Source organism: Brevundimonas sp. ALps5, from assembly GCF_058681645.1.
The window spans coordinates 744,936-768,502 of the sequence record NZ_CM178744.1 but is presented as its reverse complement, the minus strand read 5'-3'; the positions used below and the strand labels follow the sequence as shown (position 1 = coordinate 768,502).

Below are 23,567 nucleotides of genomic sequence, written 5' to 3'. Positions count from 1 at the left end.
GTTAACTGAAGAAGGATCCGGCCCGATCAATGCGGGTGTTCCCGGCGGCGTCAGTGACGGCATAGGTGAAGCCGGGCTGCAGGGCCCATCCGCCCGCGACGCCGGTCTTCGACAGGGCCAGAAGGGCGACCTGGTGGTCCTTGATCGCCGTCCCGCGCAGCCGGGCCAGACGCTCGATCACCGACCGGCAGGCCTCGCTTGGCTCCATCCCGTGACGCATGGCCTCGACCACCGAATGGGAGCCGCAGATCCGCACCACGTCCTCGCCGACCCCGGTGGCGGTCGCCGCACCGACCTCGTCATCGACATAGAGTCCCGCCCCGACGATCGGGCTGTCGCCGACCCGGCCGCGCATCTTGAACGCCATGCCCGAGGTGGTGCAGGCGCCGGCCATATGGCCGTCCGAACCGATGCCCAGGATGCCGATGGTGTCGTGGTTGCCGGGGCCGCCCGGCTGCGAGCGCCAATCGGTATTCTCGCTGTTGATGCGCGGCGCGTATTGGGCGGTCTTCAGCCAGTCCTTCCACGCCGCCTCGGCCTCGGGCGTCAGGAGGTTGGTCAGGGGAAAGCCCTGATCGACGGCGAAGCTGCGCGCCCCGACGCCGACCAGCATGGTGTGGGGCGTCTTCTCCAGCACGGCGCGCGCCACCGAGACGGCGTGGACGATGTCTTCCAGCGCCGCGACGGCCCCGACATTGCCGGCGTGGTCCATGACCACCGAATCCAGCGTCACATGGCCGTCCCGGTCGGGATAGCCGCCATAGCCGACGGAGTGGTTGGTCGGATCGGCCTCGGGAACCCTGGCTCCCGCCTCGACCATGTCCAGCCCGGAGCCGCCCGCCATCCTCGCCCTGACCGCCTCGGCGTTGGCGGCGGCGCCGAAGTCCCAGGTCGAGACCACGACGGCGGGGGTCGGGACATCGGCGCGCGCGGCGCCCGCAACCGTCGCGAGGCCGGAAGCGGCCAGCATGGCCCGGCGGGAAAGGTTCATATCAGCCCCAGTTGCTTGAAACTGGCCACGCCGTCGCGGCCGACCACCAGATGATCATGAACCTCGACATTGAGCGCGCGTCCAGCGGCGATGATCTGTCTGGTCATGTCGACGTCGGCGCGGCTGGGGGTCGGATCGCCCGAAGGGTGGTTGTGCACCAGGATCAGGCTGGACGACGACAGCTCCAGCGCCCGGCGCACCACCTCGCGCGGATAGACGGGGGCGTGGTCGACCGTGCCCCGGTTCTGGATCTCGTCGAGGATCAGCTGGTTCTTCTTGTCGAGATAGAGGACGCGGAACTGCTCGCGCGGCTCATGTTGCAGGGCGACGCGCACATAGGCCAGTAGCGCGCTCCAGGACGAGATCACCGGCCGCTTCGACGCCGGCTCGCGCGCCACCCGCCGCGCGACGTCATAGATCAGCTGAAGGTCCAGGGCCGTCGCTCGCGACAGCTTCCCGCGCACGATCGACAGCGACTTGGCGATTTGGTCATCGATGGCCTCATGGCTCGCCGCCCCAATGCCTTCCAGACTGCCGAAGCGCGCCAGCAGGTCCTTGGCCAGGGGTTTGGTGTCCCGATAGGGAATGCTGCGGAACAACAGCATCTCCAGCAGCTCATAGTCGGGCAGGGCGTCTATCCCGCCCTTCGCCGCCCGCTCGCGCAGACGTTCGCGATGGCCCGCGTTACGACTTTTGGCCGGCGCGGGCGTTTCGGCCAATGACGGTCCATTTTGTGGCGTGTCGCCGTCGGCGATGAAGTCGCTCAAGACCCGGCCCCGTGGATTCGACCGAAGGATGCCTCCGGAGGTTGTCGGGAACGGTAGCGATTACGCGATTTCGATCAAGGGTCGGCGAACAACCGTCACAGTGTATGTTTCCCTTACGGAAACGGTGGTTGTCGCCTGATTTTGCGACTTCGGAGGCACAGTATGCCCTTGAAACGTTCCATCTAACGGCGATCCGAAACAAATTCGTCAAAATCGTTGCAACGGTTTGCCCGAATGCGCATTTGCGGGTCCGAAGGCCTCCCCAAGACCTTTTCAATTCCCAGGAAACAGGGCCGCACCGGGCGAAACCGGGGCGTCCGCAAAAGGTAATTCCATGAACGCTCCCCAAGTCGCCCGCCTCGGCGGTCTGACCCTGACCGCGGCTCTGCTGGCCTCGGTCGCCACCCCCTCGCTGGCCGGTTCCTTCTATCTGCAGGAACAGTCCGCCCGCGGCGCCGGCCGCGCCTATTCGGGTGAAGCCGCCGACACCGGCGTCGCCTCCATGTGGTGGAACCCGGCCTCGATCGCCCGCTCGGGCCGCGAGGTCTATGTCGGCATGCACGGCCTGCTGCTCGATTCCGACGTCGACAACGCCGGCTCGACCATCACCTATCCGGGCGGTACGACCGTTCCGGTCCAGGGTCAGGCCCACAACGGCGACCCGATCGAAAGCGGCATCGTCCCCAACTTCGCCATCTCGACCCCGATCGGCGACCGCTTCGCCGTCGGCCTGGCCGTTGAAGCCCCCTACAACTTCACCACCAAATACGCCCCGGGCTCCTTCGCCCGCTATGACGCCCTGACCTCCGAGCTGCGCTCGGCCAACGTCAGCGTCGTCGGCGCCATGAAGGTGACGGACTGGCTGGACCTCGGCGTCGGCGTCGACGCCCAGTACGTCAAGGCCAAGCTGACCTCGGCCCTGCCGAACCTGTCGCCCCTGCTGCCCGACGGCAACTCCTCGCTGGAAGGCAACGGCTGGGACTACGGCTGGAACGTCGGCGCCCAGGCCCACACCGGCCGTTGGAACTTCGGCCTGAGCTACCGCTCCAAGATCGAGCATGAGCTGGACGGCGATGTCGCCATCACCGGCCTGCTGGGTCCGATCGCCGCCGGCAACTACACCGGTTCGGGCACGGCCGGCTTCAACACCCCGTGGTTCGCCTCGGCCTCGGTCCGTTACGCCGTCAACGACAAGCTGACCCTGAACGCCCAGGTCAACCGCATCGGCTGGTCCGAGTTCGACGCCATCCGCATCCGCTACGCCGCGACCGGCGGCGACACCTACGTCCAGGACTACAAGGACGTGACCACCGGCGCCGTCGGCTTCGACTATGTCGCCAACGACCGCGTCACCTTCCGCGGCGGCATCGGCTATGACCCGACCCCGACCCGCGACGGCGAGCGCACCGCCCGTATTCCGGACGCCGACCGCTGGCTGTTCTCGGGCGGCGTCTCGGTCAAGGCCACGGACTCGATGACCGTCGACACCGGCCTGACCTACATCGCCTTCTCGGACAGCGACATCGCCAGCTCGCACACCTCGTATGCGGGCACTGCGGCGGCGACGACGTCCAACCTGCGCGGCACCGCCGAAGGCTACGGCATCGGCGCCTCGGTCGGCGTGCGCTGGGCCTTCTGATCCAGCGATAGCGTCCGATAACGGAAAGGCCGGTCCCTCACAGGGCCGGCCTTTTTGCTGCGCGTCATGCAAGGAAAAAGCCCGCCCGGCGCGAACCGGGCGGGCTTCTTTTCAGTCAGGCCTCAAGGCTCAGCCCTTGGAGGCGTAGCCCTTGCCGCCGTTCGACGGGCGGCGGCCGCGCGGGCGGCGCTTGAACTCGCCGTCGGGCTTGGCCTGGCCTTCGGGGCGCGGCGTCTGCGGACGGTTGGCGTTCGCGGCCGAGCGGGCGCGGTCGGCGGCCAGCGGATCGAAAGGCTGGGTCGAGGCCACGGAACGCTCACCACGGTCGTTGTGGTGGGTGCGGTCGCGTTGACCCTCGCCACCGCCCCGGTTGCCGCCCTTACGGACGCGGTGCGGCTGGCCGCCGTGCTCGGGCTTGACGCCGTCGCGACGCGGGTTGCGCGGGCCGCGCTGCTGACGGTCGCCCCGGCCGTCGTCGGGCATGGAGGCCTTGGAGGCGACGCCCGAAGCCATGATCGACTGGTCGAGCAGGCCCAGGGCCTTGTCGTTGCGGCGGTCGGTGGCCGGGATCTTCTGACGCGTGACCTTCTCAATGTCGCGCAGCAGCTTCATCTCGTCGCCGGCGACGAAGCTGACGGCGGTGCCGTCCTTGCCCGCGCGGGCCGTACGGCCGATGCGGTGGACATAGGCTTCCGGCACGAAGGGCAGTTCGAAGTTCACGACGTGCGAGACGCCGTCGACGTCGATGCCGCGCGCGGCGATGTCGGTGGCGACCAGAACGCGCAGCTTGCCGGCCTTGAAGGCGGCCAGGGTGCGTTCACGCTGGGGCTGGGACTTGTTGCCGTGGATGGCGCCCGCCTGGACGCCGCCGGCTTCCAGATAGGCCGCGACCTTGTCGGCGCCGTGCTTGGTCTTGGTGAAGACCAGGCAGCGCGTGTACTCGGGGTCGGCGAACATCTCGGTCAGCAGGGCGCGCTTGCGGCCCTGTTCGATGTGCACGACCGACTGCGAGATGCGCTGAACGGTGGTCGACTGCGGCGTCACCTGGACCTTGACCGGGTCCTTGAGCAGTTCGCCGGCCAGCTTGCCGATTTCGGTCGGCATGGTGGCGGAGAAGAACAGGTTCTGGCGCTTGGCCGGGATGCGGGCGACGATCTGGCGGATCGGCTTGACGAAGCCGAGGTCCAGCATCTGGTCGGCCTCGTCGAGGACGAAGATCTCGGTCGACGACAGGTCGATGGTCTTCTGCTGCATATGGTCCAGCAGACGGCCGGGGGTCGCGACCAGGACGTCGAGGCCGCCCTGCAGGGCGCGTTCCTGCGGGCCGTACTTCACGCCGCCGAACACCACCGCGACCTTGAAGCCGAGGTGACGGCCATAGGCCTTGAAGCTGTCGGCGATCTGGCTGGCCAGTTCGCGCGTGGGCGACAGGATGAGGGTGCGGGTGGTGCGCGGCGCCGGGGCGACGCGGTTCTCGGCCAGACGATGCAGGATCGGCAGGGCGAAGGCCGCGGTCTTGCCGGTGCCGGTCTGGGCGATGCCCAGCAGGTCCTTGCCGGTCATGACCGAGGGGATGGCCTGGGCCTGGATCGGGGTCGGGTTGGTATAGCCCTCGGTGGTGAGGGCCTGCAGCAGGGCCTTGTTCAGGCCCATGGATTCAAAAGTCGTGCTCACTCGTATGTCTTTCGCGTGCGGCGACGCGCATCAGCCATGGCTCAACGCCAGATAGGGCCGCGCGCCGCCAGTCCCGACGGAGCCTCTGGATGAGGCCTTCGGGGTGGATCGGGCGCCGCCCCGCGTGTCCGGGCAGCGAATGATTTTGAGGGCCGGCCGCTGCTACAGTCAGGTCTTCGACGGGGAGGTGAAGACCCACACGCGCTGGAGCGCACCGGGGGCCGCAATTGTGCGACGCAGCGCAGATGGGCGCTTCCTGTGGCGAAGTCAAGGCGTAGCGGCGTTTTGCGGCCTCTAGTGCCCCAGCAGGCTGACGGCGAAGTTTACCGCCAGCGCCACGATCACCGTGTTGAACACGAAGGCGGTGACGCTGTGGATCGAGGAGATGCGGCGCAGGCGGCGGTCGGCGATCTGGATGTCTGCGGTCTGTGAGGCCACGCCGATGATCAGGGCGAAGTGGATGAAGTCCCAGTAGTCGGGCTCGGTCTCCCCGGGGAAGATCAACCCGCCCCGATCCTTTCCCTTCTCACCCGGCCCGTAGAAGCCATGGGCGTAGTGTTCGGCGAAAATCAGATGGATGAAGCACCACGACAGGGCCACCGTCGTGATGGTCAGGAAGGCGCTCGACGCCGCCTCGCTGGCCGGGGCGCCCGCCGTCTCGCCGATGACGATGACCACGCTGGCCATGGCCGCGATCCAGCTGACAGGCAGGACGGCGGCCCCGGCGTCGTCCAGTTCGGCGGCGCGTTTGCGGATCGTGTCCAGCGAGCGGATGCGCGCCAGCTTGATCACGCTGACCAGCAGGAACAGGCCGACGCCCGCGTCCCACCCCGAGGCGACCCGCGTCGGCCAGCGCCAGTCGGCCGGGGTCAGCACTCCCACCGCGATCGCGCAGGCCAGGGCCAGCAACAGGGTCCAGTGCAGATGGATCAGGCGTTTGGGCGACGGCATGGGGCGATAGTGGTCCGGGCCGGGCCGCGACGCCAGAGCGAACAACGACGGGCCGCCTGGCTATCCTTACAAGTCGGTAACTTGCGGAGGGCGGTCGCCGATGACAAGGTCGCTTGACAAAGTCGGGGACCGGTTCAGGACTGTCCACCGCACTGCGAAAAAGGGGCGCCTCATGCTGTCGATCAAGAATCTCGTCCACGTCTACGGCAACGGGACGAAGGCGCTCGATAACGTCAGCCTGGAGGTCCCGACCGGGATGTTCGGCCTGCTCGGCCCGAACGGGGCGGGCAAGTCGACCCTGATGCGCTCGATCGCCACGCTTCAGACCCCGACCTCGGGTTCGATCGATTTCGACGGCATCGACGTGATCAAGGACCCCGACCTGCTGCGCCGCACCCTCGGCTATCTGCCCCAGGATTTCGGCGTCTATCCGCGCGTCTCGGCCTACGACATGCTCGATCATATGGCGGTGCTCAAGGGCATCGCCTCGGGCAAGGACCGCAAGGCGACGGTCGAGAGCCTGCTCCAGCAGGTCAACCTCTGGCCCGTGCGCAACAAGGCCCTGGCCGGCTTCTCGGGAGGGATGCGCCAGCGCTTCGGCATCGCCCAGGCCCTGATCGGCAATCCGAAACTGATCATCGTCGATGAGCCCACGGCGGGTCTGGACCCCGAGGAGCGCAACCGCTTCCTGAACCTGCTGGCCGAGATCGCCGACAATGTCGTGATCATCCTGTCGACCCATATCGTCGAGGACGTCGCCGACCTCTGCCCGCGCATGGCGGTGCTGGCGGGCGGCAAGATCCAGCGTCAGGGCGCCCCGCTGGAACTCATCAAGGAGATGGACGGCCGGGTCTGGAAGAAGACCATCGACAAGGAGGCGCTCAAGGAGGCGCGCGACCGCTACGAGGTCATCTCCACGCGCCTGTTCGCCGGCAAGACCGTCATCCACGTCCTGTCCGACCGCCGTCCGGGCGAGGGCTTCGAGCCTGTCGCGGGCGGGCTGGAGGACGTCTACTTCGCCACCCTGACCGCCTCGCGCAAAGTTCCGGCGTAAGGGCGAGCCATCATGTTCGCGAAAGTCGCCGCATTCGAATTCCGCTACCAGCTGCGCCAGCCGGCCTTCTGGGTCATCGCCATCATGTTCGCCCTGTTCGGTTTCGGCATGCTGGCCATCCCGAACGTCAACGTCAGCGCCGGCGGCAACGTCTTCAAGAACGCGCCCTATTTCCTGGCGGCCATCCACGTCTCGATGGCGCTGTTCTTCATGCTGGGCTCCACGGTGATCGTGGCCAATGTGATCGTGCGCGACGTCCAGTCGGGTTTCGGACCCATCGTCCAGGCCACGCGGATGTCGAACTTCGACTATCTGTACGGTCGCTTCACCGGCGCCTTCCTGGCCACCGCCCTGTGCTTCGCCAGCGTGACCCTCGGCATGTTGGCGGGAACCCTGGCGCCCTGGATCGATCATGAGACCATCGGGCCGTTCCGCCCGCTGGACTATCTCTACGCCTATGCCGTTCTGGGCCTGCCGGCCCTCTTCCTGACCTCGGCCCTGTTCTTCATGCTGGCGACGGTCACCCGGTCGATGATGGCGACCTATATCGGGGTGGTCGGGGTCCTGATCGCCTATCTGATCGCCTCAGGCGTGCTGGGCTCCAAGCCGGAGTATGAGCACATCATGGCCTGGGCCGAGCCGCTCGGCTCCTCCGCCTACGGTCTGGCCACCAAATACTGGACCCCGGCCGAGAAGAACACGATCAACCTGCCCCTGACCGGCGTCTTCCTCTGGAACAAGCTGATCTGGACGGCGGTCGGCTTCGGCATTCTGGCGGCGACCTATGGGCTGTTCCAGCCCACCGCGCGCGGGGCCAAGGCGGGCACGACCGAAAAGCTGCACAAGATCGCCGCCGCCCCGACGCCTGAACTGATCACCGGCGCCCTGCCGGCCGCCAGCCACGGCTGGGCCAGCGGCTGGACCCGTCTGCGCGCCCGCACCGGCTTTGAAATGAGCCTGGTGTTCAAGAGCGTCGCCTTCGGCATCCTGATGGTCTTCGCCCTCGGCTTCGCCGTGGTCGTGACCCTTGTCTCGGGCGAGATCTACGGCACCCCGGTCCTGCCGGTGACGCGCACGATGATCACCGCCCTGCAGGGCTCGTTCGGCTTCGTCGCCATGATCGTGGCCATCTACTATTCGGGCGAACTGGTCTGGCGCGACCGCGACCGCAAGATGCACGAGCTGATCGACGCCTCGGCAACGCCGGACTGGACCTTCCTCCTGCCCAAGACCCTGGCCCTGATCCTGGTCCTGGCCTCGATCCTGCTCGTCGGCGTGGTCGCCGGGATCGGCATCCAGATCTTCAAGGGCTATTTCAACTTCGAGATCGACAAATACCTGCTGTGGTACGTCCTGCCCGGGACCATCCGCTTCGCCATGACCGCGGTCCTGGCCATCGTGGTGCAGTCGCTGTCGCCCAACAAGTTCGTCGGCTGGGCCATCATGGTGGCCTATCTGATCTCCACCATCGTCCTGTCGGGCATGGGCTTCGACCACGTCCTCTACCGCTACGGGACCGGCGTCGGCATGCCCCTGTCGGACATGAACGGCATGGGCGACGCCTGGAAATTCGCCCTGTGGACCAACGGCTATTGGGCCATGGGCGCCACCCTGCTGCTGGTGCTGGGCTACGGCCTGTGGCGGCGCGGGACCGAGAGCCGCTATCTGCCGCGCCTCCAGCGCCTGCCGCATCGGCTGAAGGGACCCGCCGGCGTCGTCGGCGCCCTGGCCCTGATCGCCTTCATCGGTCTGGGCGGCTTCATCTTCGTCAACACCAATGTCTGGAACACCTACCGGAACACCGACGCCGACGAGAAGCGCTCGGCCGAGTACGAAAAGACCCTGCTGCGCTTCGAGACCACGCCCCAGCCGACCATCGTCGATGTGAAGCTGGACCTCGACCTGCACCCCCATGCGCCGCGTCTGGAAACGCGCGGTTCCTATGTGATCCAGAACAACACCGGCGCGCCGCTCGGCGAGATGCACCTGCGCTGGAACGAAGATCTGGAGATGAAGGCCCTGACCGTCCAGGGCGCGCGGATGGTGCGCGAGTGGAAGGACTTCGATTACCGCATCTACCGCTTCGACACCCCGATGCAGCCGGGCGAGCGCCGCACCGTCAGCTTCGACACGGTCATGGAGCAGCGCGGCTTCAAGAACGACGGCAATATGACCCGGATCGCCGACAACGGCACCTTCGTGAACAATATGGAGTTCACGCCGATCGTCGGGATGAGCCGCTCCGGCGGCCTGCTGACCGACCGGACCAAGCGCCGCAAATACGGCCTGCCGCCCGAACTGCGTCCGGCCAGGCTGGAGGACCTGTCCGCCACCCGCCGCAACTACATCGGCGCCGACTGGGTCAATGCCGACATCACCGTCACCACCGATGCCGACCAGACGCCGATCGCGCCCGGCTACCAGCGCTCGGACGTCACGAAGGACGGCCGCCGCACAGTGCGCTTCGTGACCGAGTCGCCAGTGCTCTACTTCCTGTCGATCCAGTCGGCCCGCTACCAGATCGCGCGCCAAAGCCACAACGGCGTCGACCTGGTCGTCTATTACGACGCCCAGCACGGCCGAAACGTGCCCAAGATGATGCAGGCCCTCAGCGCCTCGCTGGACTACTACACCGCCCACTTCGCGCCCTATCAGTTCCGTCAGGCGCGGATCAGCGAGTTCCCCTACGGCTCCTACGCCCAGTCTTATCCGAACACCTTCGCCTGGAGCGAGAACCTGGGCTTCATCGCCGACGTCTCGGATCCGAACAAGGTCGACTATGTCACCTACGTCGGGGCGCACGAGTTCGCGCACCAATGGTGGGCGCATCAGATCGTCGGCGCGGACATGCAGGGGGCGACCTCCCTGTCCGAGACCCTGGCCCAGTATTCGGCCCTGATGGTCATGGAGAAGTTGTACGGCCCCAGCCAGATCCGCCGGTTCCTGAAGTACGAGCTGGACGCCTATCTGCGCGGCCGCGGCATGGAGCGTCTGGAGGAGTTGCCGCTCGAGCGCGTCGAGAACCAGCAGTACATCCACTACCGCAAGGGGGCGATGGTCATGTACCTGCTGCGCGACCAGATCGGGGAGGATGCGGTCAACCGCGCCCTTCAGTCCCTGCTGCAGCGCTACGCCTTCCACTCGGCGCCCTATGCCCGGTCGGTCGATCTGGTCGAGGCCCTGCGCGCCAACGCCCCGGCCGACAAACAGGCCCTGATCACCGACCTGTTCGAGAAGGTCGCCCTCTATGACCTGAAGACCACGGCGACCCGCGCGGTCCGTCGCGCCGACGGCAGGTGGGACGTGACCCTGACGGTCGAGGCGAAGAAGCTCTACGCCAGCGGCAAGGGCGTCGAGACCGAGGCCCCGCTCAACGAAAGCATCGACATCGGTCTGTTCACGGCCGAGCCGGGCAAGAAGGGCTTCGGCGACCGGTCGGTGGTGGTGATGGAACGCCGCCCCCTGCACTCGGGCGTCCAGACCTTCCGCTTCGTCACGGCGGTCAAGCCGACCTTCGCCGGCGTCGATCCGTACAACAAATGGATCGACCGGACGTCCGACGACAATGTGAAGGCGGTGAGCTGACCTGATCCTTCTCCCCTTGTGGGAGAAGGTGGCAGCCGAAGGCTGACGGATGAGGGGTCACGCAGGTCCATGAGGTGAGGGGGCGTACGTCAAACGTCGGAACGACCCCTCATCCGACCCGCTTCGCGGCCCACCTTCTCCCGCAAGGGGAGAAGGATAGCGGTCAGCCCAACGCCGCTCTCACCGCCGCCAGACCGTCCTCGGCCTTGGAGCCGTCCGGCGCGCCGCCTTGTGCGAAGTCGGCCTTGCCGCCTGCGCCCTGACCGCCCATCGCCAGAACCGCCGCGCGGGCCAGTTCGGCCGCGTTCACGCGATCGGTCACGTCCGAGGTTGCGGCGACGGTCACCGCCGCCTTGCCGTCGGTGACGCCGATCAGGGCCACGACGCCCGAGCCGACCTGTTTGCGGAAGTCCTCGGCGACGCCGCGCAGGCCCTTGCCGTCGACGCCGTCCAGAACGCGGGCGATCAGCTTGATGCCGTTGATCTCTTCCGGGGCCGTCGAGGCGCCCGAACCGCCGCCCAGGGCCAACTGCTTCTTCAGGTCGGCGACCTGCTTCTCCAGCGCCTTGACCGAGGTCTGCAGGCTTTCGACCCGGGCCGGGACGTCCAGCGGCTGGACCTTGAAGCCCTGGGCCAGACCCCTGGCCACGCCCGCCTGGGCCAACAGATACTGACGCGCGGCCTCGCCGGTCAGGGCCTCGATGCGACGCACGCCGGCGGCGACGCCGGTCTCGGAGATGATCTTGAACAGGGCGATGTCGCCGGTGCGGGCGACGTGGGTGCCGCCGCACAGTTCGACCGAGAAGGCCTTGGCCTCATCCGTCAGCGAGCGGCCCAGCGTCAGGACGCGGACCTCGTCGCCGTATTTCTCGCCGAACAGGGCCACGGCGCCCGCGTCGATGGCGTCCTGGGGCGTCATCAGCTTCGTCTCGGCCGGGATGTTCTGGCGGATGACGGCGTTGACCTCGTCCTCCATGGCCGCCAGCTCGGCTTCGGTCACCGGGGCGTTGTGGCTGAAGTCGAAGCGCATCCGGTCGGCGTCGACCATCTGGCCCTTCTGCGCCACGTGGGCGCCCAGCACATGCGACAGGGCCGCGTGCAGCAGGTGGGCGGCGGAGTGGTTGGCGCGGGTGGTCAGGCGCTTCTCGGGCGAGACGCGCAGCTGGACCCGGGTCCCGATCTCCAGGGTGCCCGCCGTGATCTCGATGCGGTGGGCGTAGAGGTCGCCGCCGTGCTTCTGGGTGTCGAGCACCGTGCCCGAACCTTCAGCCCATTCGATCTCGCCCTGGTCGCCGGCCTGACCGCCGCCCTCGCCATAGAAGGAGGTCTGGTCGAAGACGACCTCGGCCGTCTGGCCGGTCTCGACGCGGTCGACGGACTCGCCGTTGTGCACGAGGGCGAGCACCTCGCCCGAGCCGTCGACGCTGTCATAGCCGGTGAAGACGGTCGGCCCGAGGCGGTCGCGCAGGGCCAGCCATTCGCCGGCGTTGGCCGACTGACCCGAACCCTTCCAGTTGGCGCGGCCGCGCTCGCGCTGCTCGGCCATGGCTTCCTCGAAGCCGTCGACATTGACCGAATAGCCGCGACGGCGCGCCTCGTCCTGGGTCAGGTCGAGCGGGAAGCCGTAGGTGTCGGACAGGGTGAAGGCCGTCTGGCCGTCCAGCATGTCGCCGGGCTTGAAGTCCTGGGTGGCGGCGTCGAACAGGGCCATGCCGCGGCCCAGCGTCGTGCGGAAGCGGATCTCTTCCTGCTTCAGCGTGTCCTCGATGAAGGCCTGGGCGCGGCCGAGCTCGGGATAGGCCTCGCCCATTTCCGACACCAGGGTCGGCACCAGACGGTGCATCAGGGGATCCGAGGCGCCCAGCAGGTGGGCGTGGCGCATGGCGCGGCGCATGATCCGGCGCAGGACGTAGCCTCGGCCCTCGTTCGACGGCGTCACCCCGTCGGCGATCAGGAAGGAGGACGAGCGCAGGTGGTCGGCGATGACCCGGTGGCTGCCGGCCCGCTCGCCCTCGGCCTTGGTCGAGGTCGCCTCTTCCGAGGCGGCGATCAGGGTGCGGAACAGGTCGGTCTCGAACACCGAATGCACGCCCTGCAGCACGGTGGTCATCCGCTCCAGACCCATGCCGGTGTCGACCGAGGGCTTGGGCAGTTTGCGAACGATCTCGTCGTTCTCCTTCTCGAACTGCATGAAGACGTTGTTCCAGATCTCCACGAACCGGTCGCCGTCCTCATCGGGCGAACCCGGAGGGCCGCCGGCGACCTTGTCGCCGTGGTCCCAGAAGATCTCGGTGCAGGGGCCGCACGGACCGCTATCGCCCATGGCCCAGAAATTGTCCGAGCCGGCGATGCGGATGATCTTGTCGTCGGAGAAGCCGGTGACCTTCTTCCAGATCGCGGCGGCCTCGTCGTCGTCGATATAGACGGTGACCAGCAGGCGCTTGGGATCCAGACCGAAGTCCTTGGTCACCAGGTTCCAGGCGCGGTCGATCGCGTGTTCCTTGAAATAGTCGCCGAACGAGAAGTTGCCGAGCATTTCGAAGAAGGTCAGGTGGCGCGCCGTATAGCCGACGTTGTCCAGATCGTTGTGCTTGCCGCCCGCGCGGACGCATTTTTGCGAGCTGGTGGCGCGCGGATACGGAGGCGTGGCGGCGCCGGTGAAATAGTCCTTGAACGGCACCATGCCCGCGTTGACGAACATCAGCGTCGGGTCGTTCTGCGGCACCAGCGGGGCCGACTGGACCTTGGCGTGACCATCGGCCGCGAAGAAGTCGAGGTAGGTCGAACGGATCTGCTTCAGGGTCACGGTCATGGGGCGTCTCGGGCGGTCTTGAATACACGGGCGTCGGAATACAGCCGGGTCGCACGCGTCGAACAGGCGGAACGGGCGTCATATAGGGGTTTTGGCGCCGACGCATCACCCTGTTGCGCGATGGCGCCGGACCTTAGTCGAGCGGCAGGGCGTGGGGCGCCACGACGATCCCGTCCTCGTCGCTGTACAGCCACTGGCCGGGGGCGAAGGTGACGCCGCCGAAAGTGACAGGGATGTCTGCCTCGCCCGCGCCGGTCTTGGCGCTCTTGGCCGGATTGGTCCCCAGGGCCTTGAGGCCGAGGTTCAGGGCGCCGATGGCGACGCTGTCACGGATCGCGCCGTTGACCACCACTCCGGCCCAGCCGTTTTCGACCGCCAGACCGGCGATGATGTCGCCCACCAGGGCCCGGTTGAGGGAGCCGCCGCCATCGATCACCAGCACCGCCTCCTCTCCGGGCGAGGACAGGGTGGATTTCACCAGGGCGTTGTCCTCGAACACCTTCAGCGTCCGCACCGGGCCGTGAAAGCGGGCGCGGCCGCCGAGGTTTCTGAACTGCAGAGGGCAGGAGCTGAGGATCGCCTCATGGGCGTCGATCAGGTCGGCGGTCGCGGGGGAGGCGACGGCAGGGGAGGCTTCAGGCATGGGGGCGCTCCGGGAGGAGGGGCCACTGTGCCGGGCGTGGACGCGGGCGGCTAGTCCTCGATCTCGTCGTCACCGTCTTCGACGACCGCGTCGTCATCGGCCGAGATGAGGGCGTCGAGGGCCTCGATGATGGCGTCCAGCTGTTCGGCGGTAGCCTCGACGGTGATCATCCCGCCCTTGTCGCCGCCGATTTCCAGCAGATAGCCGTCGTCGGTTTCGGCCAGGTTGAACTGGGCCAGCTTCTGAATGGGGGCGGCCATGGGGAAACTCCGGGCAGGCGTGAAACTCAGGCCTTGGGGCCTAGCATCCGCGAGGCGGTGAAGGCGAGGGCCAGGCCGAACAGGACGTGGGCCAGAAGGCCGAGGCCGAGCATGACGGCGGTCGGCGCGTGCCGCTCGGGCGCGTTGGACAGGGGCACGACGATGGCGTTCATGATCCCGTAGACGCAGACGCCGAACACCGGGCCGGCGACCAGCGGCTTCTTGAGCAGCACCGGCACCTGACCGGCCGCGAGGACGAAGATGCCGGCGAAAATGATGGCGATGGCGAAGTGGGACACGAGGCCCAACGCCGCCGCCTGAAGTCCGCCCTTGAACGACGCCTTGCCCAGCCAGCCGCTGGCCACGGACTGCAGGATCACCACCGGCGTCGCCGGGCGATAGATGACGAAGGCGGTCAGGATATCGGCCGCCCCACCCGCCAGACCGGCAAGCAGGATGGCGACGGGCGTGTTCGCCCGCGATCTTCTGGACATGTCTCCCCCTCGGAAACGGCGCTCCCTCCCCGGAGCGGGGATGAGCGTCGCGCTTCGGCTGGGCGGTTTCAAGAGGGGGCCACTGCGTCGAGCGAATCCGGGATGTCCGGAAGACGCGCGTGGGATCAGGTCGCAGGCCGACCCGTTGCGGACATTGGCCATGATGACTGTTAGGCTAGGCTGTGCCGCTGCCAGAGAAGGGTATCCTGTGTCTTCTGCAAGCCCAACTGAACCAACTTGGCTGTTCCGCATGAGCAACAAGGGGGCGATCTGCAGCTGGATTTTGACTGCATGTATCGCTGCGGGCTGCCTAGTCCTTTTCCCTGCTTTGTCCGATTGGAAGGGCGCGCGATATTCGGCGGCAAACGCAAACGTCGTTTTTTACATAAGTGCAGCTAGTGCAACGTTCTTTTTTCTTGTTTCACTCTATGCAACTTTTGTCCGACTTACGAGCAAAGGGGCAATTTACATATGCGGAAACGTTTTCGGTATATTTTCTCAACTTCGTTGGAGGAGGTTCAAACTCGACGAGGCGTTAGAAATACGACCGGGAAAGCCCTCGTGGGTGACAAGTTCCATAATCATCACGGGCTCGGACGGGGTTCACACCATCGACCTTGCGTATGTCCACGGCTCGCCGTCGGAAGTGGCCTACCGTCTGAATGCGTATCGTTCCGTTTGATCAAACGGATGATTGCACCTGCACGGCGCTAAGCCCGCTTCCCACCCATAGCGGACATTGTGGAGGCCCGGTTTGGAGGAGGTCCCGAAGGCGCGGGCGGATTGGCGAGCGGTGTCGGCTGATACGGCGCTGGCCAAGGAAAAAGGGCCGCCTCGCTTGCGCGGGGCGGCCCTTGCTCGCTCCGGCCCGAGCCCCGCGGGGTCGGCGGCGGGTCGCGGGGACCAGCCGGAGGGAGTGTGGGTGGGGATGATGAGTAGAGGCCGCCGAGTCCGGACGCCCCCTCCACCCCGACGCAAGCGCGTCGCGGTCCCCCTCCCCCGATGGGGGAGGATTTCTATCCCTCCATATCCTGGCCTTCGTCAGGCTCGGGCGAGCCCAGCAGGTCTTCGGCGATCTTGTTCTGCGACTTGCGGACCTTGTCCTCGATGGCATCGGCCATGTCGGGGTTGGCCTTGAGGAAGGCGCGGACGTTCTCGCGGCCCTGACCGATGCGGGTCGAGTCATAGGAAAACCAGCTGCCCGACTTCTCGATCACCCCGGCCTTGACGCCCAGGTCAATGACCTCGCCCAGCTTGGAGATGCCCTCGCCGTACATGATGTCGAAGATGACCTCGCGGAACGGCGGGGCGACCTTGTTCTTGACCACCTTGACCCGGGTGGTGTTGCCCGTGACCTCGTCGCGGTCCTTGATCGCGCCGGTGCGGCGGATGTCCAGACGGACGGAGGCGTAGAACTTCAGCGCATTGCCGCCCGTCGTCGTTTCCGGCGAGCCGTACATGACGCCGATCTTGTGGCGGATCTGGTTGATGAACAGGACGATGCACTGCGTCTTGTTGATCGAGCCCGTCAGCTTGCGCAGGGCCTGAGACATCAGGCGGGCCTGAAGACCCGGCAGGCTGTCGCCCATCTCGCCCTCGATTTCGGCGCGGGGCGTAAGCGCCGCGACCGAGTCGACCACCACGATGTCGACCGCGCCAGAACGGACCAGGGTGTCGACGATTTCCAGCGCCTGTTCGCCGTTATCGGGCTGGGAGACCAGCAGTTCGTCGAGGTTGACGCCCAGCTTCTGGGCATAGGAAGGATCCAGCGCGTGTTCGGCGTCGACGAAGGCGGCGGTGCCGCCCGCCTTCTGGATCTCGGCCACCGTGTGCAGGGCGAGGGTGGTCTTGCCCGAGGATTCAGGGCCGAAGACCTCGATCACCCGGCCCCGCGGCAGGCCGCCGATGCCGAGCGCGATGTCGAGGCCGAGCGAACCCGTCGAGACCGAGGGGATGACCTCGGCGACGCCGTTCTTGCCCAGTTTCATCACCGAGCCCTTGCCGAAGGCGCGATCGATCTGCGCGATCGCCGCCTCCAGGGCGCGCTGCTTGTCGCCGTCTTCCTTGCCCACCAATTTCAATGCCGCCTGCGAAGCCATCTTACCGCTCTCCCTTGCCATGATTCCCATCGATGCTTGGGAGAGACCCGCCGTGGACCCGCTCCCTGTGAACAGATGTAGAACACGCTTTCGGGGTGTTGCCAAGACGTTCCGGAGAACATCAGTGGAACGTTTTCGGGGCATGCGACCGTTTCTGACGCATCACGGCGGCGTGTTGACCGCAACCGTGGCGGCCGCCGATCGTTAACGACGGCATGACCTGCCACCATCAGCCTCACGAACACGACTATCGCGCCGCGACCGCCTCGGGCGATCTCGCGGCCTTTCTGCATCGCCACAACCGCCTTCTGATTGCAGGCGGCGCGGCGGTCGCCGCCGTGCTGCTGCTGACGATTCTCTAGAGACGCGCAGCCGCCAGAATCGGGCCGCCGCCGGGGCTCTGGACGAGGACTGCCGTTCGAAGACCGTCACGGGTCGCGGCAGGCAGGGCATAGCCCACGGTCCGGCCGTTCCAGCCCCCGAGCCGCACCAGTTCGCGCACGACGTCGACATGCGGCAGGGTCCGGCCGCCATTCTCGCCCCGCCGCACCGGGACCTCGACGACACGGGGGTCGTATCGCACGAGCCAGACGTCGGCCGGCCTGGCAGGCGCGGCGCCTCCGGCCAGCCCGACGCCGCCTTCGCGGAACACCACGGTCGGGCCGGTAAAGGCGCGGTGGCCGCGGATCAGTCGTTCGATCTCGACCAGATTCTGGCCGACGACATCGGCGCGACCGTCGACCACGACCTGTGGCGTCCAGACATTGTCGTTGCCCAGGCCGTTCTGATAGGCGCGCTGGCGGGCCGTGAAGACCGGGCTGCCGAAGGTGTCGGTCCAGCCGAGTTGGTCCCAGTAGGTGACGCCGAAGCTGAGAGCAAGAATCTCGGGCCGGGCCGCAAGGCGCGTCAGATTGGCGTTGGCGGGCGGACAGGAACTGCACCCCTGGCTGGTGAACAGTTCCACGACGGTGAGACCGGGCGCGGGAACGCCGGCGCCGGCCGGCGTCGCGGCGACATGACCGGCGACCAGGGCCGCGACGAGCGCGGAGACGCCGACCACCAGGCCGAGGCCGCGACGCACGGCGCGCGAAGAGAAGGCGGGGATGGACGACATGGCGACGCTCCGGAGTGACGCCGGTGAGTTCGCCGGAGCGGGCGCTGCGGTTACGCGCCCCTACCGGGCCGCGACCGCGGCGGGCGCCGCCATCGGCGCCTCGAAGCGAGCGGTCATCGACACGCCGCAGGCGAAGATCAGACAGGCGGTCGCGCAGCCGGCCAGGGCCCGGCGCACCTGATGCGGAGCCAGAGGCCGCACGAACATAAGGATCAGCAGGCCGAGCAGGGCCAGCACGGCCGGATAATCCATGCCGATGCCGAGGAAGACGGGGTGGGCCAGGCTGACGATCCAGCCGCCGCCGACGGCGCCGACGATCGCGGCCGGGATCATCGACCCCGCGCTGACCATCCGCGCCCCGATCAGGGCCGAAAGCGCCGCCGCCGCCGCCGCGGTCAGGGCCGGCCAGATCAGCAGGAAGGCGGCCTCGGGGGCCAGGGCCTGGATCGCCGTCCCCATCAGGCCGATCAGCAGGATCAGGCCCAGCCAGCCGCCCCAGACGGAGCGCGGCGCGGCCTGCGACCACAGGCTCAGCCCCACGGCGACGACGGAGGCCCCGGTCACGATGGGATCGAAGCCTCCCATCAGATTGGCGGCCACGGCCGCGACGATGATCGCTCCCGCCAGCACCTTGCGGCCGACGATGTCGCGCCCCGCCAGGGCCGCCAGAGCGACGGCGAGGACGGTCAGGGCCGCTCCGCCCTCGATCCACGGCAGGCGGCGCAACAGGACATAATAGGTATCGGCCGAGGTCACCCGGCTGGCGATTGGCCCGGCCAGCAGCCGCACCGCCTGGGCCAGGACCAGACCCGTCGTCAGGAACCACAACCCGCCCAGCAGGCCGCGTCCGATATCGGCGAACGCAAGGTCGGTCGCGTGTCGCCCGCCCCAGACGGCGAACAGGAACAGGGCCGCGGTGATCGCGATCAGGACCCAGCCCGTCGCCGGGGCGTGGGCGAGGATCAGGTGGTCGAGGACGTCGGCATAGACCCGGCTCTCCGTCGCCTTGGGCAGGGCGGGGGCGCGCAGCAGGGCGTCGGTCGCCTCCAGCGCCTGTGAGCCGATGTGCTGGACGCTGCCCTGATCCAGGGCGTCCGGCGTCGAGGTCGGGGAATGGTACTGCGACGGCCGGCCGATGAAGGCCAGGTTGATCCCGGGCAGCCCCTGTTTGCGCGGTACGGTGAAGTCGGTGCCGTTCGGCATCAGGCTGTAGATCAGGACCGCCAGCGAGTTGCTGGTCGCCCCGCCGTCCGCCTTGGCCGCCGCCCGGGTGAACAGGTCGATGGTCTGGCGGTTGCCCGGACCCGTCTCGAACATCATGGCCCGTCCGCCGCCGCCCCGGGCCTCCAGATTGACGATGGCCCCGGCGCGGCCGCGCAAGGGGTGGGTCGTGAAGAAGTTGCGCGCCCCGTCCAGTCCAAGTTCCTCGCCGTCGGTCAGCAGGACGATCAGGTCGCGCTCGGCCGGACCGCGCGCCTTGATGGCCCGCACGGCTTCCAGAATGGCCGCCACGCCCGCGGTGTCGTCGGCGGCGCCGGGCGATTTGGCGACGCTGTCATAGTGGGCCATCAGGACCACGGCGGGCTTGGTCGGATCGCGGCCCGGCAGGACGCCGACCAGACTGATCGCCGGCCTGGACGGATCCAGCCCCCACTTCGCGAGACGCGTCTTCGCGAAATCCTCCAGCGGCCCGGCGTGCAGGCTCGGGTTCAGCCCCAGGGCCGTCATCCGCGCGAACAGATAGCCGCGCACCGCCTCATGCTCGGGCGAACCCAGCGGGTGGGGCCTGGCCGCGATCACCCTCACGTCGGTCATGGCGCGCGTAGCGGAGAAGGCGGCGGCGGGCGTCTCCGGCCCCCTGGGCGACGGCGTCTGCAGGGCGATCACGCCGATGAACAGCGCGAGCGCCAGCGAGCCGAGAAGCAGGGCGAGCCGCATGAGATGATCCCCTCCGATCAGAGAGGAGACTGTAGGTGGGCGGACGATGGTTTGGGAAGCCGGTTCGCCCGTCAGGACAAACGGAAATCAGGCCGCGCGGCTGAGCGCCGACGGCGCCTTCACGAACAGGCCCCGGCGGCCGTTGACCGGGCGGAAGGCGACCGTATCTCCGTCCAGACGCTCGTCCGTGCCGAGGAACAGGCAGCCGTCGTCGACCAGACGCCGCTCCAGCCCCTCGATGACCATGCCGCGCTTGGCCGGGTCCATGTCGCAGAGCACGTTGCGGCAGAAGATGACGTCGTAGCGCGGCGTGCCGGCGACCGGCTCGTCCAGCAGATTGGCGCGCTCGAACTGGACGACCCGACGCAGCTCTTCGCGCGCGGCCCATTGCTCGTCCGACGGCTCGAACCAGCGCAGCATGGTCGAGGCCGACAGACCGCGCTGGATCTCGAAGGTGGTGTAGCTGCCGGCCCGGGCGCGCTCGATGGCGCGCTGTGACAGGTCGGTGGCGACGATCTCGACATTGGCCTGGGCTTCCAGCCCGCCCATGGCCAGGGACCAGGCCTCCTGGCCGTTGGAGCAGCCGGCCGACCAGACGCGCACCAGCCCGTTTTCGCGCACCCGGCCGATGGCGGGCAGGAGTTCGCGGCTGAAGGTGTCGAACGGCGCCCGGTCGCGGCGGAACCAGGTCTCGGCGTTCAGCAGGGCCTCGATGACCGCCCATCCGAGGGAGGCGACGGGCTTGGCCCACAGCGCGGCCAGCAGATCGTCGACGCTGTCGAAGCCCTCGCGGCGGGCGATCGGCGCCAGCCGGTGTTCGGCCAGATGAATCCGGTCGCGCGTCAGGCGGAAGCCGGCCCTGGAGGCCAGCAACGTCTGGAGGCGGTCGAAATCGTCCTGGGTCATGGGCGTAAAGAAGACGTCGTCAGACGGCCCCCACCTCCGCCAGTTTGGATTGCAGGATCTCGCCGTCGAACGGCTTCATTACATAGTCGTCGGCGCCGGCGGCCAGGCCCTCGGCGATGCGCTCGGGCGCCGTCTCGATGGTGCAGAACAGGACCTTGGGCGCCGAGCCGTTGGGCTGGGCGCGCAGGCGGCGCAGGAAGGTCAGGCCGTCCATGACCGGCATGTTCCAGTCCAGCAGGACGATGTCGGGCATGACGGAGGCGCAGTAGGACAGGGCCTCGGCCCCGTCGGCGGCCTCATCGACCTCGAAGCCCAGCCCCTCCACGATGCGCCGCGCGACCTTTCGGATAATCCGGCTGTCGTCGACGATAAGGCAGGTTCTGGCGTCCAAGTCCTGGGTCTCCAGCCGGGCCCTAAGCGCCCGCACTTCAAGGTTATTATCGCTTTACGCCGGTTAACGAGCCGTTGGGAAAAGGGATTAAACCGGCATCCGGGCGACCAGCGCTACGCGGCCTTCCTCGGCGACGACGCTCAGGCTTCCGCCCGCCTCATGGGCCGTCAGCCACAGCCAGTAGGGCTGGATCCACTGGCCCGCGAGGCCTTCCGTGAGGCGTTCGCCGCGCAGACCGACCAGGGCTTCGGGCTTCAGCCGGGCGCGCACCCCCTCGGCCAGACCGGTCAGGATCAGCGCATCTCCGTCGCGCCGGCTGGTGATCACCGCCTCGCCGCCCGAGGGCAGGGCGCCGGCGGTCAGATAGGCGAGGTTGAGCAGGGCCCGGGCCGAGGGCTTGTCGAAATCCGTCTCCGACACCCGCCAGTCCATGGTCGCCCGTCCGCCCTCGATCATCCCCTCGACCAGGGCCTTCAACTCCTCGCCGGTGAAGCGTTCGCTGGTCGTGGCGGCGCCGAAGGCCACACGGCAGAAGTAGACGAGGGACAAAAGCTTGGTCGCGCTCTGGGTGATCAGGCCCAGGGCGTCGTCGCGCATGTCGGCCGCCGACGGGTCGTTCAGCAGGTCCAGACCCGAGTTGATCGCCCCCGCCGGGCTGACGAAGTCGTGGCACAGCTTGGCGGCGACATAGGTGGCCAGTTCAGCGCCCGTCGGGATGGCGGCGGCTTGTTCGTCGGTCATGGGGCTCGTTTTCCGGCGCGGAGAGGTCGTTGGAATCGGTCGCGGGGCAAACTGGGGTGATTTGCCGGTTCGCGAAACCGGTCGGATCGGCTATCGACCCGCCCCATGACCAAGAATCTGACCCGGGACCTCGCTTCCGGCGCCCTGCACGACGCCATCGCCGACATCGCCGAAGAGGCCGCGGCCGTGATCCTGCCCTACTGGCGCTCCGGCGTCGCGGTGACTGCCAAGTCCGACGACAGCCCCGTCACCCTGGCGGACCAGCAGGCTGAGGCCCTGATTCTGGAACGGCTGAACGCCCTCTATCCCGGGGTCCAGACGGTGGCGGAAGAGGCCGTGGCGGCCGACGGCGCGCCCGAAGCGGCGGCGAAACGCTTCTGGCTGATCGACCCGCTGGACGGCACCAAGGGCTTCATCGCGGGCAAGGAGAGCTTCACCGTCAACATCGCCCTGATCGAGGACGGCGCCCCCGTCGCCGGGGTTGTCTCAGCGCCCGCGACCGGGATCAGCTGGCGCCTGGGTCCCGACGGCGCCCAACGCCGCCGCTTCGGCGAGGCCTGGACCGCCATCAAGGTCCGCAATCGGCCGGAGGAGGGGATCGCCCTTCTGAGCCACAGCGTCAGCGACGAGGAGGCCGCGCGTCTGGCCGCCCGCCACGGCTGCACCCAATGGCAGGGCACGGACTCCTCGCTGAAATTCTGCCTGATCGCCGAGGGCCGCTTCGACGCCTATCCGCGCACCGGCCCGACCCATGAATGGGACACCGCCGCCGGTCAGGCCGTGCTCGAAGCCGCCGGCGGCCGCGTCCTCGGCGCCGACGGCCAGCGCCTGGCCTACGGCAAGCCGGGGTTCAAGAATGGGGCGTTTGTGGCGGTGGGCGGCTAGGGCAGGGGGCGGAGCCCGCCATGCGCCCTTCCTTCATCCTCGCTCTGCTGACCGCAGTCGGAGGCTGTTCCCAGCCTGTTCGCTCAAAGATGAGATCCGCGATGGCTGGGACGCGGACATGGCGTGCCGACCCTAGCTGATGCGCCAGTCGTACGCGGGATAGACGCTCGTAACGATGTCGATCACTCGGTCATTGGCGTCATAGTATAACTTGATTTGCCAATCTTTCGGTGTGAGCTTCCCCAAGGTACGCGCCCGACTGACACAAGCTATGAGCGGCCTTGGATCTGAGCCTTCGCCGCGAAAGCAACGATAGCCTTTTGAAATCAGCAAACCTTGCGCCTCGGATATACTCGTCCCGATAGGAACGGCTTGGCTGATCTGCTCATCAAAGGCGCTACTGGGCAGGGCGTGTAATTCACGTGATCCAGCGCAGCCGCATAACGCAAACACCGTGGCTGCCGCGGACAACAGGGCAATCTTCGATTGAACGTTCATGGCGGGATGATTGTCAGGGTTGAGCGCCCCGTGCAATGGTCGCGCTTGGTAGAGCAGGAGCCCCTTATGGGATGTGGGCTCAGGAATTTATTCCTGACTTAACCTTGCGCCGCCCGCACCGCCGA

Annotated in this window: 20 protein-coding genes; 5 read left to right on the top strand and 15 right to left on the bottom strand. The window is 67.5% G+C overall.

The annotated features are described in order from the left end of the window. Position 1 precedes the first annotated feature (1 nt). Positions 2 to 991, bottom strand: a complete 990-nt coding sequence (locus ACW172_RS03565) for a glycosylasparaginase (protein ID WP_492033816.1) — start codon at positions 989 to 991, stop codon at positions 2 to 4. Further along, a complete protein-coding gene (radC, locus tag ACW172_RS03560) occupies positions 988 to 1,758 on the bottom strand; it encodes a RadC family protein (RefSeq protein WP_492033815.1) in 771 nt (256 codons plus the stop codon). Before radC ends, ACW172_RS03565 begins: the two co-directional genes overlap by 4 nt. Before the next feature lie 334 nt (positions 1,759 to 2,092). Between radC and ACW172_RS03555 the strand changes: the two genes are divergently transcribed. Beyond that, a complete protein-coding gene (locus tag ACW172_RS03555) occupies positions 2,093 to 3,397 on the top strand; it encodes an OmpP1/FadL family transporter (protein WP_492033814.1) in 1,305 nt (434 codons plus the stop codon). Positions 3,398 to 3,526: 129 nt separating this feature from the next. Here the strand turns inward: ACW172_RS03555 and ACW172_RS03550 are convergent, their stop codons facing one another. Together ACW172_RS03550 and ACW172_RS03545 are read right to left on the bottom strand one after the other, a co-directional pair. Continuing rightward, on the bottom strand, positions 3,527 to 5,050 hold the full coding sequence (locus ACW172_RS03550) for a DEAD/DEAH box helicase (RefSeq protein WP_492034931.1): 1,524 nt from the start codon (positions 5,048 to 5,050) through the stop codon (positions 3,527 to 3,529). Positions 5,051 to 5,365: 315 nt separating this feature from the next. Then, positions 5,366 to 6,067, bottom strand: a complete 702-nt coding sequence (locus ACW172_RS03545; RefSeq protein WP_492033813.1) for a DUF1345 domain-containing protein — start codon at positions 6,065 to 6,067, stop codon at positions 5,366 to 5,368. Between the two features lie 127 nt (positions 6,068 to 6,194). On the opposite strand from ACW172_RS03545, the gene ACW172_RS03540 reads away from it, so the two are divergent. Together ACW172_RS03540 and ACW172_RS03535 are read left to right on the top strand one after the other, a co-directional pair. Continuing rightward, the gene (locus tag ACW172_RS03540; RefSeq protein ID WP_492033812.1) at positions 6,195 to 7,076 is read left to right on the top strand and encodes an ABC transporter ATP-binding protein; all 882 of its coding nucleotides are present in this window, start codon (positions 6,195 to 6,197) and stop codon (positions 7,074 to 7,076) included. Between the two features lie 12 nt (positions 7,077 to 7,088). Further along, the gene (locus ACW172_RS03535; RefSeq protein WP_492033811.1) at positions 7,089 to 10,661 is read left to right on the top strand and encodes an ABC transporter permease/M1 family aminopeptidase; all 3,573 of its coding nucleotides are present in this window, start codon (positions 7,089 to 7,091) and stop codon (positions 10,659 to 10,661) included. 163 nt (positions 10,662 to 10,824) lie between these two features. On the opposite strand, the gene alaS is transcribed toward ACW172_RS03535, so the two are convergent. The 5 genes from alaS to recA form a co-directional block, all read right to left on the bottom strand. Then, a complete protein-coding gene (gene alaS / locus ACW172_RS03530; protein WP_492033810.1) occupies positions 10,825 to 13,473 on the bottom strand; it encodes an alanine--tRNA ligase in 2,649 nt (882 codons plus the stop codon). A 133-nt stretch (positions 13,474 to 13,606) separates the two neighbouring features. Further along, positions 13,607 to 14,116, bottom strand: a complete 510-nt coding sequence (rraA, locus tag ACW172_RS03525) for a ribonuclease E activity regulator RraA (RefSeq protein WP_492033809.1) — start codon at positions 14,114 to 14,116, stop codon at positions 13,607 to 13,609. A 50-nt stretch (positions 14,117 to 14,166) separates the two neighbouring features. Continuing rightward, complete coding sequence (locus tag ACW172_RS03520) at positions 14,167 to 14,376, bottom strand: hypothetical protein (protein ID WP_492033808.1); 210 nt, start codon at positions 14,374 to 14,376, stop codon at positions 14,167 to 14,169. A 26-nt stretch (positions 14,377 to 14,402) separates the two neighbouring features. After that, complete coding sequence (locus ACW172_RS03515) at positions 14,403 to 14,870, bottom strand: hypothetical protein (RefSeq protein ID WP_492033807.1); 468 nt, start codon at positions 14,868 to 14,870, stop codon at positions 14,403 to 14,405. Between the two features lie 1,016 nt (positions 14,871 to 15,886). Then, positions 15,887 to 16,969, bottom strand: a complete 1,083-nt coding sequence (recA, locus tag ACW172_RS03510; protein ID WP_492033806.1) for a recombinase RecA — start codon at positions 16,967 to 16,969, stop codon at positions 15,887 to 15,889. Positions 16,970 to 17,184: 215 nt separating this feature from the next. On the opposite strand from recA, the gene ACW172_RS03505 reads away from it, so the two are divergent. Continuing rightward, positions 17,185 to 17,331, top strand: coding sequence for a hypothetical protein (locus ACW172_RS03505; protein ID WP_492033805.1), 147 nt, complete (start codon positions 17,185 to 17,187; stop codon positions 17,329 to 17,331). Here the strand turns inward: ACW172_RS03505 and ACW172_RS03500 are convergent. From ACW172_RS03500 to chpT, 5 genes are all read right to left on the bottom strand, one after another. Continuing rightward, positions 17,328 to 18,083, bottom strand: a complete 756-nt coding sequence (locus ACW172_RS03500) for a DUF1223 domain-containing protein (protein ID WP_492033804.1) — start codon at positions 18,081 to 18,083, stop codon at positions 17,328 to 17,330. The genes ACW172_RS03505 and ACW172_RS03500 overlap by 4 nt on opposite strands. Before the next feature lie 60 nt (positions 18,084 to 18,143). After that, positions 18,144 to 20,021, bottom strand: coding sequence for a M20/M25/M40 family metallo-hydrolase (locus tag ACW172_RS03495; RefSeq protein WP_492033803.1), 1,878 nt, complete (start codon positions 20,019 to 20,021; stop codon positions 18,144 to 18,146). Between the two features lie 87 nt (positions 20,022 to 20,108). Next, the gene (locus tag ACW172_RS03490; RefSeq protein WP_492033802.1) at positions 20,109 to 20,927 is read right to left on the bottom strand and encodes a CheR family methyltransferase; all 819 of its coding nucleotides are present in this window, start codon (positions 20,925 to 20,927) and stop codon (positions 20,109 to 20,111) included. A 19-nt stretch (positions 20,928 to 20,946) separates the two neighbouring features. Then, complete coding sequence (locus ACW172_RS03485) at positions 20,947 to 21,318, bottom strand: response regulator (protein ID WP_492033801.1); 372 nt, start codon at positions 21,316 to 21,318, stop codon at positions 20,947 to 20,949. Positions 21,319 to 21,405: 87 nt separating this feature from the next. Beyond that, on the bottom strand, positions 21,406 to 22,059 hold the full coding sequence (gene chpT / locus ACW172_RS03480; protein WP_492033800.1) for a histidine phosphotransferase ChpT: 654 nt from the start codon (positions 22,057 to 22,059) through the stop codon (positions 21,406 to 21,408). Between the two features lie 105 nt (positions 22,060 to 22,164). Between chpT and cysQ the strand changes: the two genes are divergently transcribed. Further along, positions 22,165 to 22,944, top strand: coding sequence for a 3'(2'),5'-bisphosphate nucleotidase CysQ (cysQ, locus tag ACW172_RS03475; RefSeq protein ID WP_492033799.1), 780 nt, complete (start codon positions 22,165 to 22,167; stop codon positions 22,942 to 22,944). Positions 22,945 to 23,076: 132 nt separating this feature from the next. Here the strand turns inward: cysQ and ACW172_RS03470 are convergent, their stop codons facing one another. Continuing rightward, a complete protein-coding gene (locus tag ACW172_RS03470; protein WP_492033798.1) occupies positions 23,077 to 23,442 on the bottom strand; it encodes a hypothetical protein in 366 nt (121 codons plus the stop codon). Between the last annotated feature and the right edge of the window lie 125 nt (positions 23,443 to 23,567).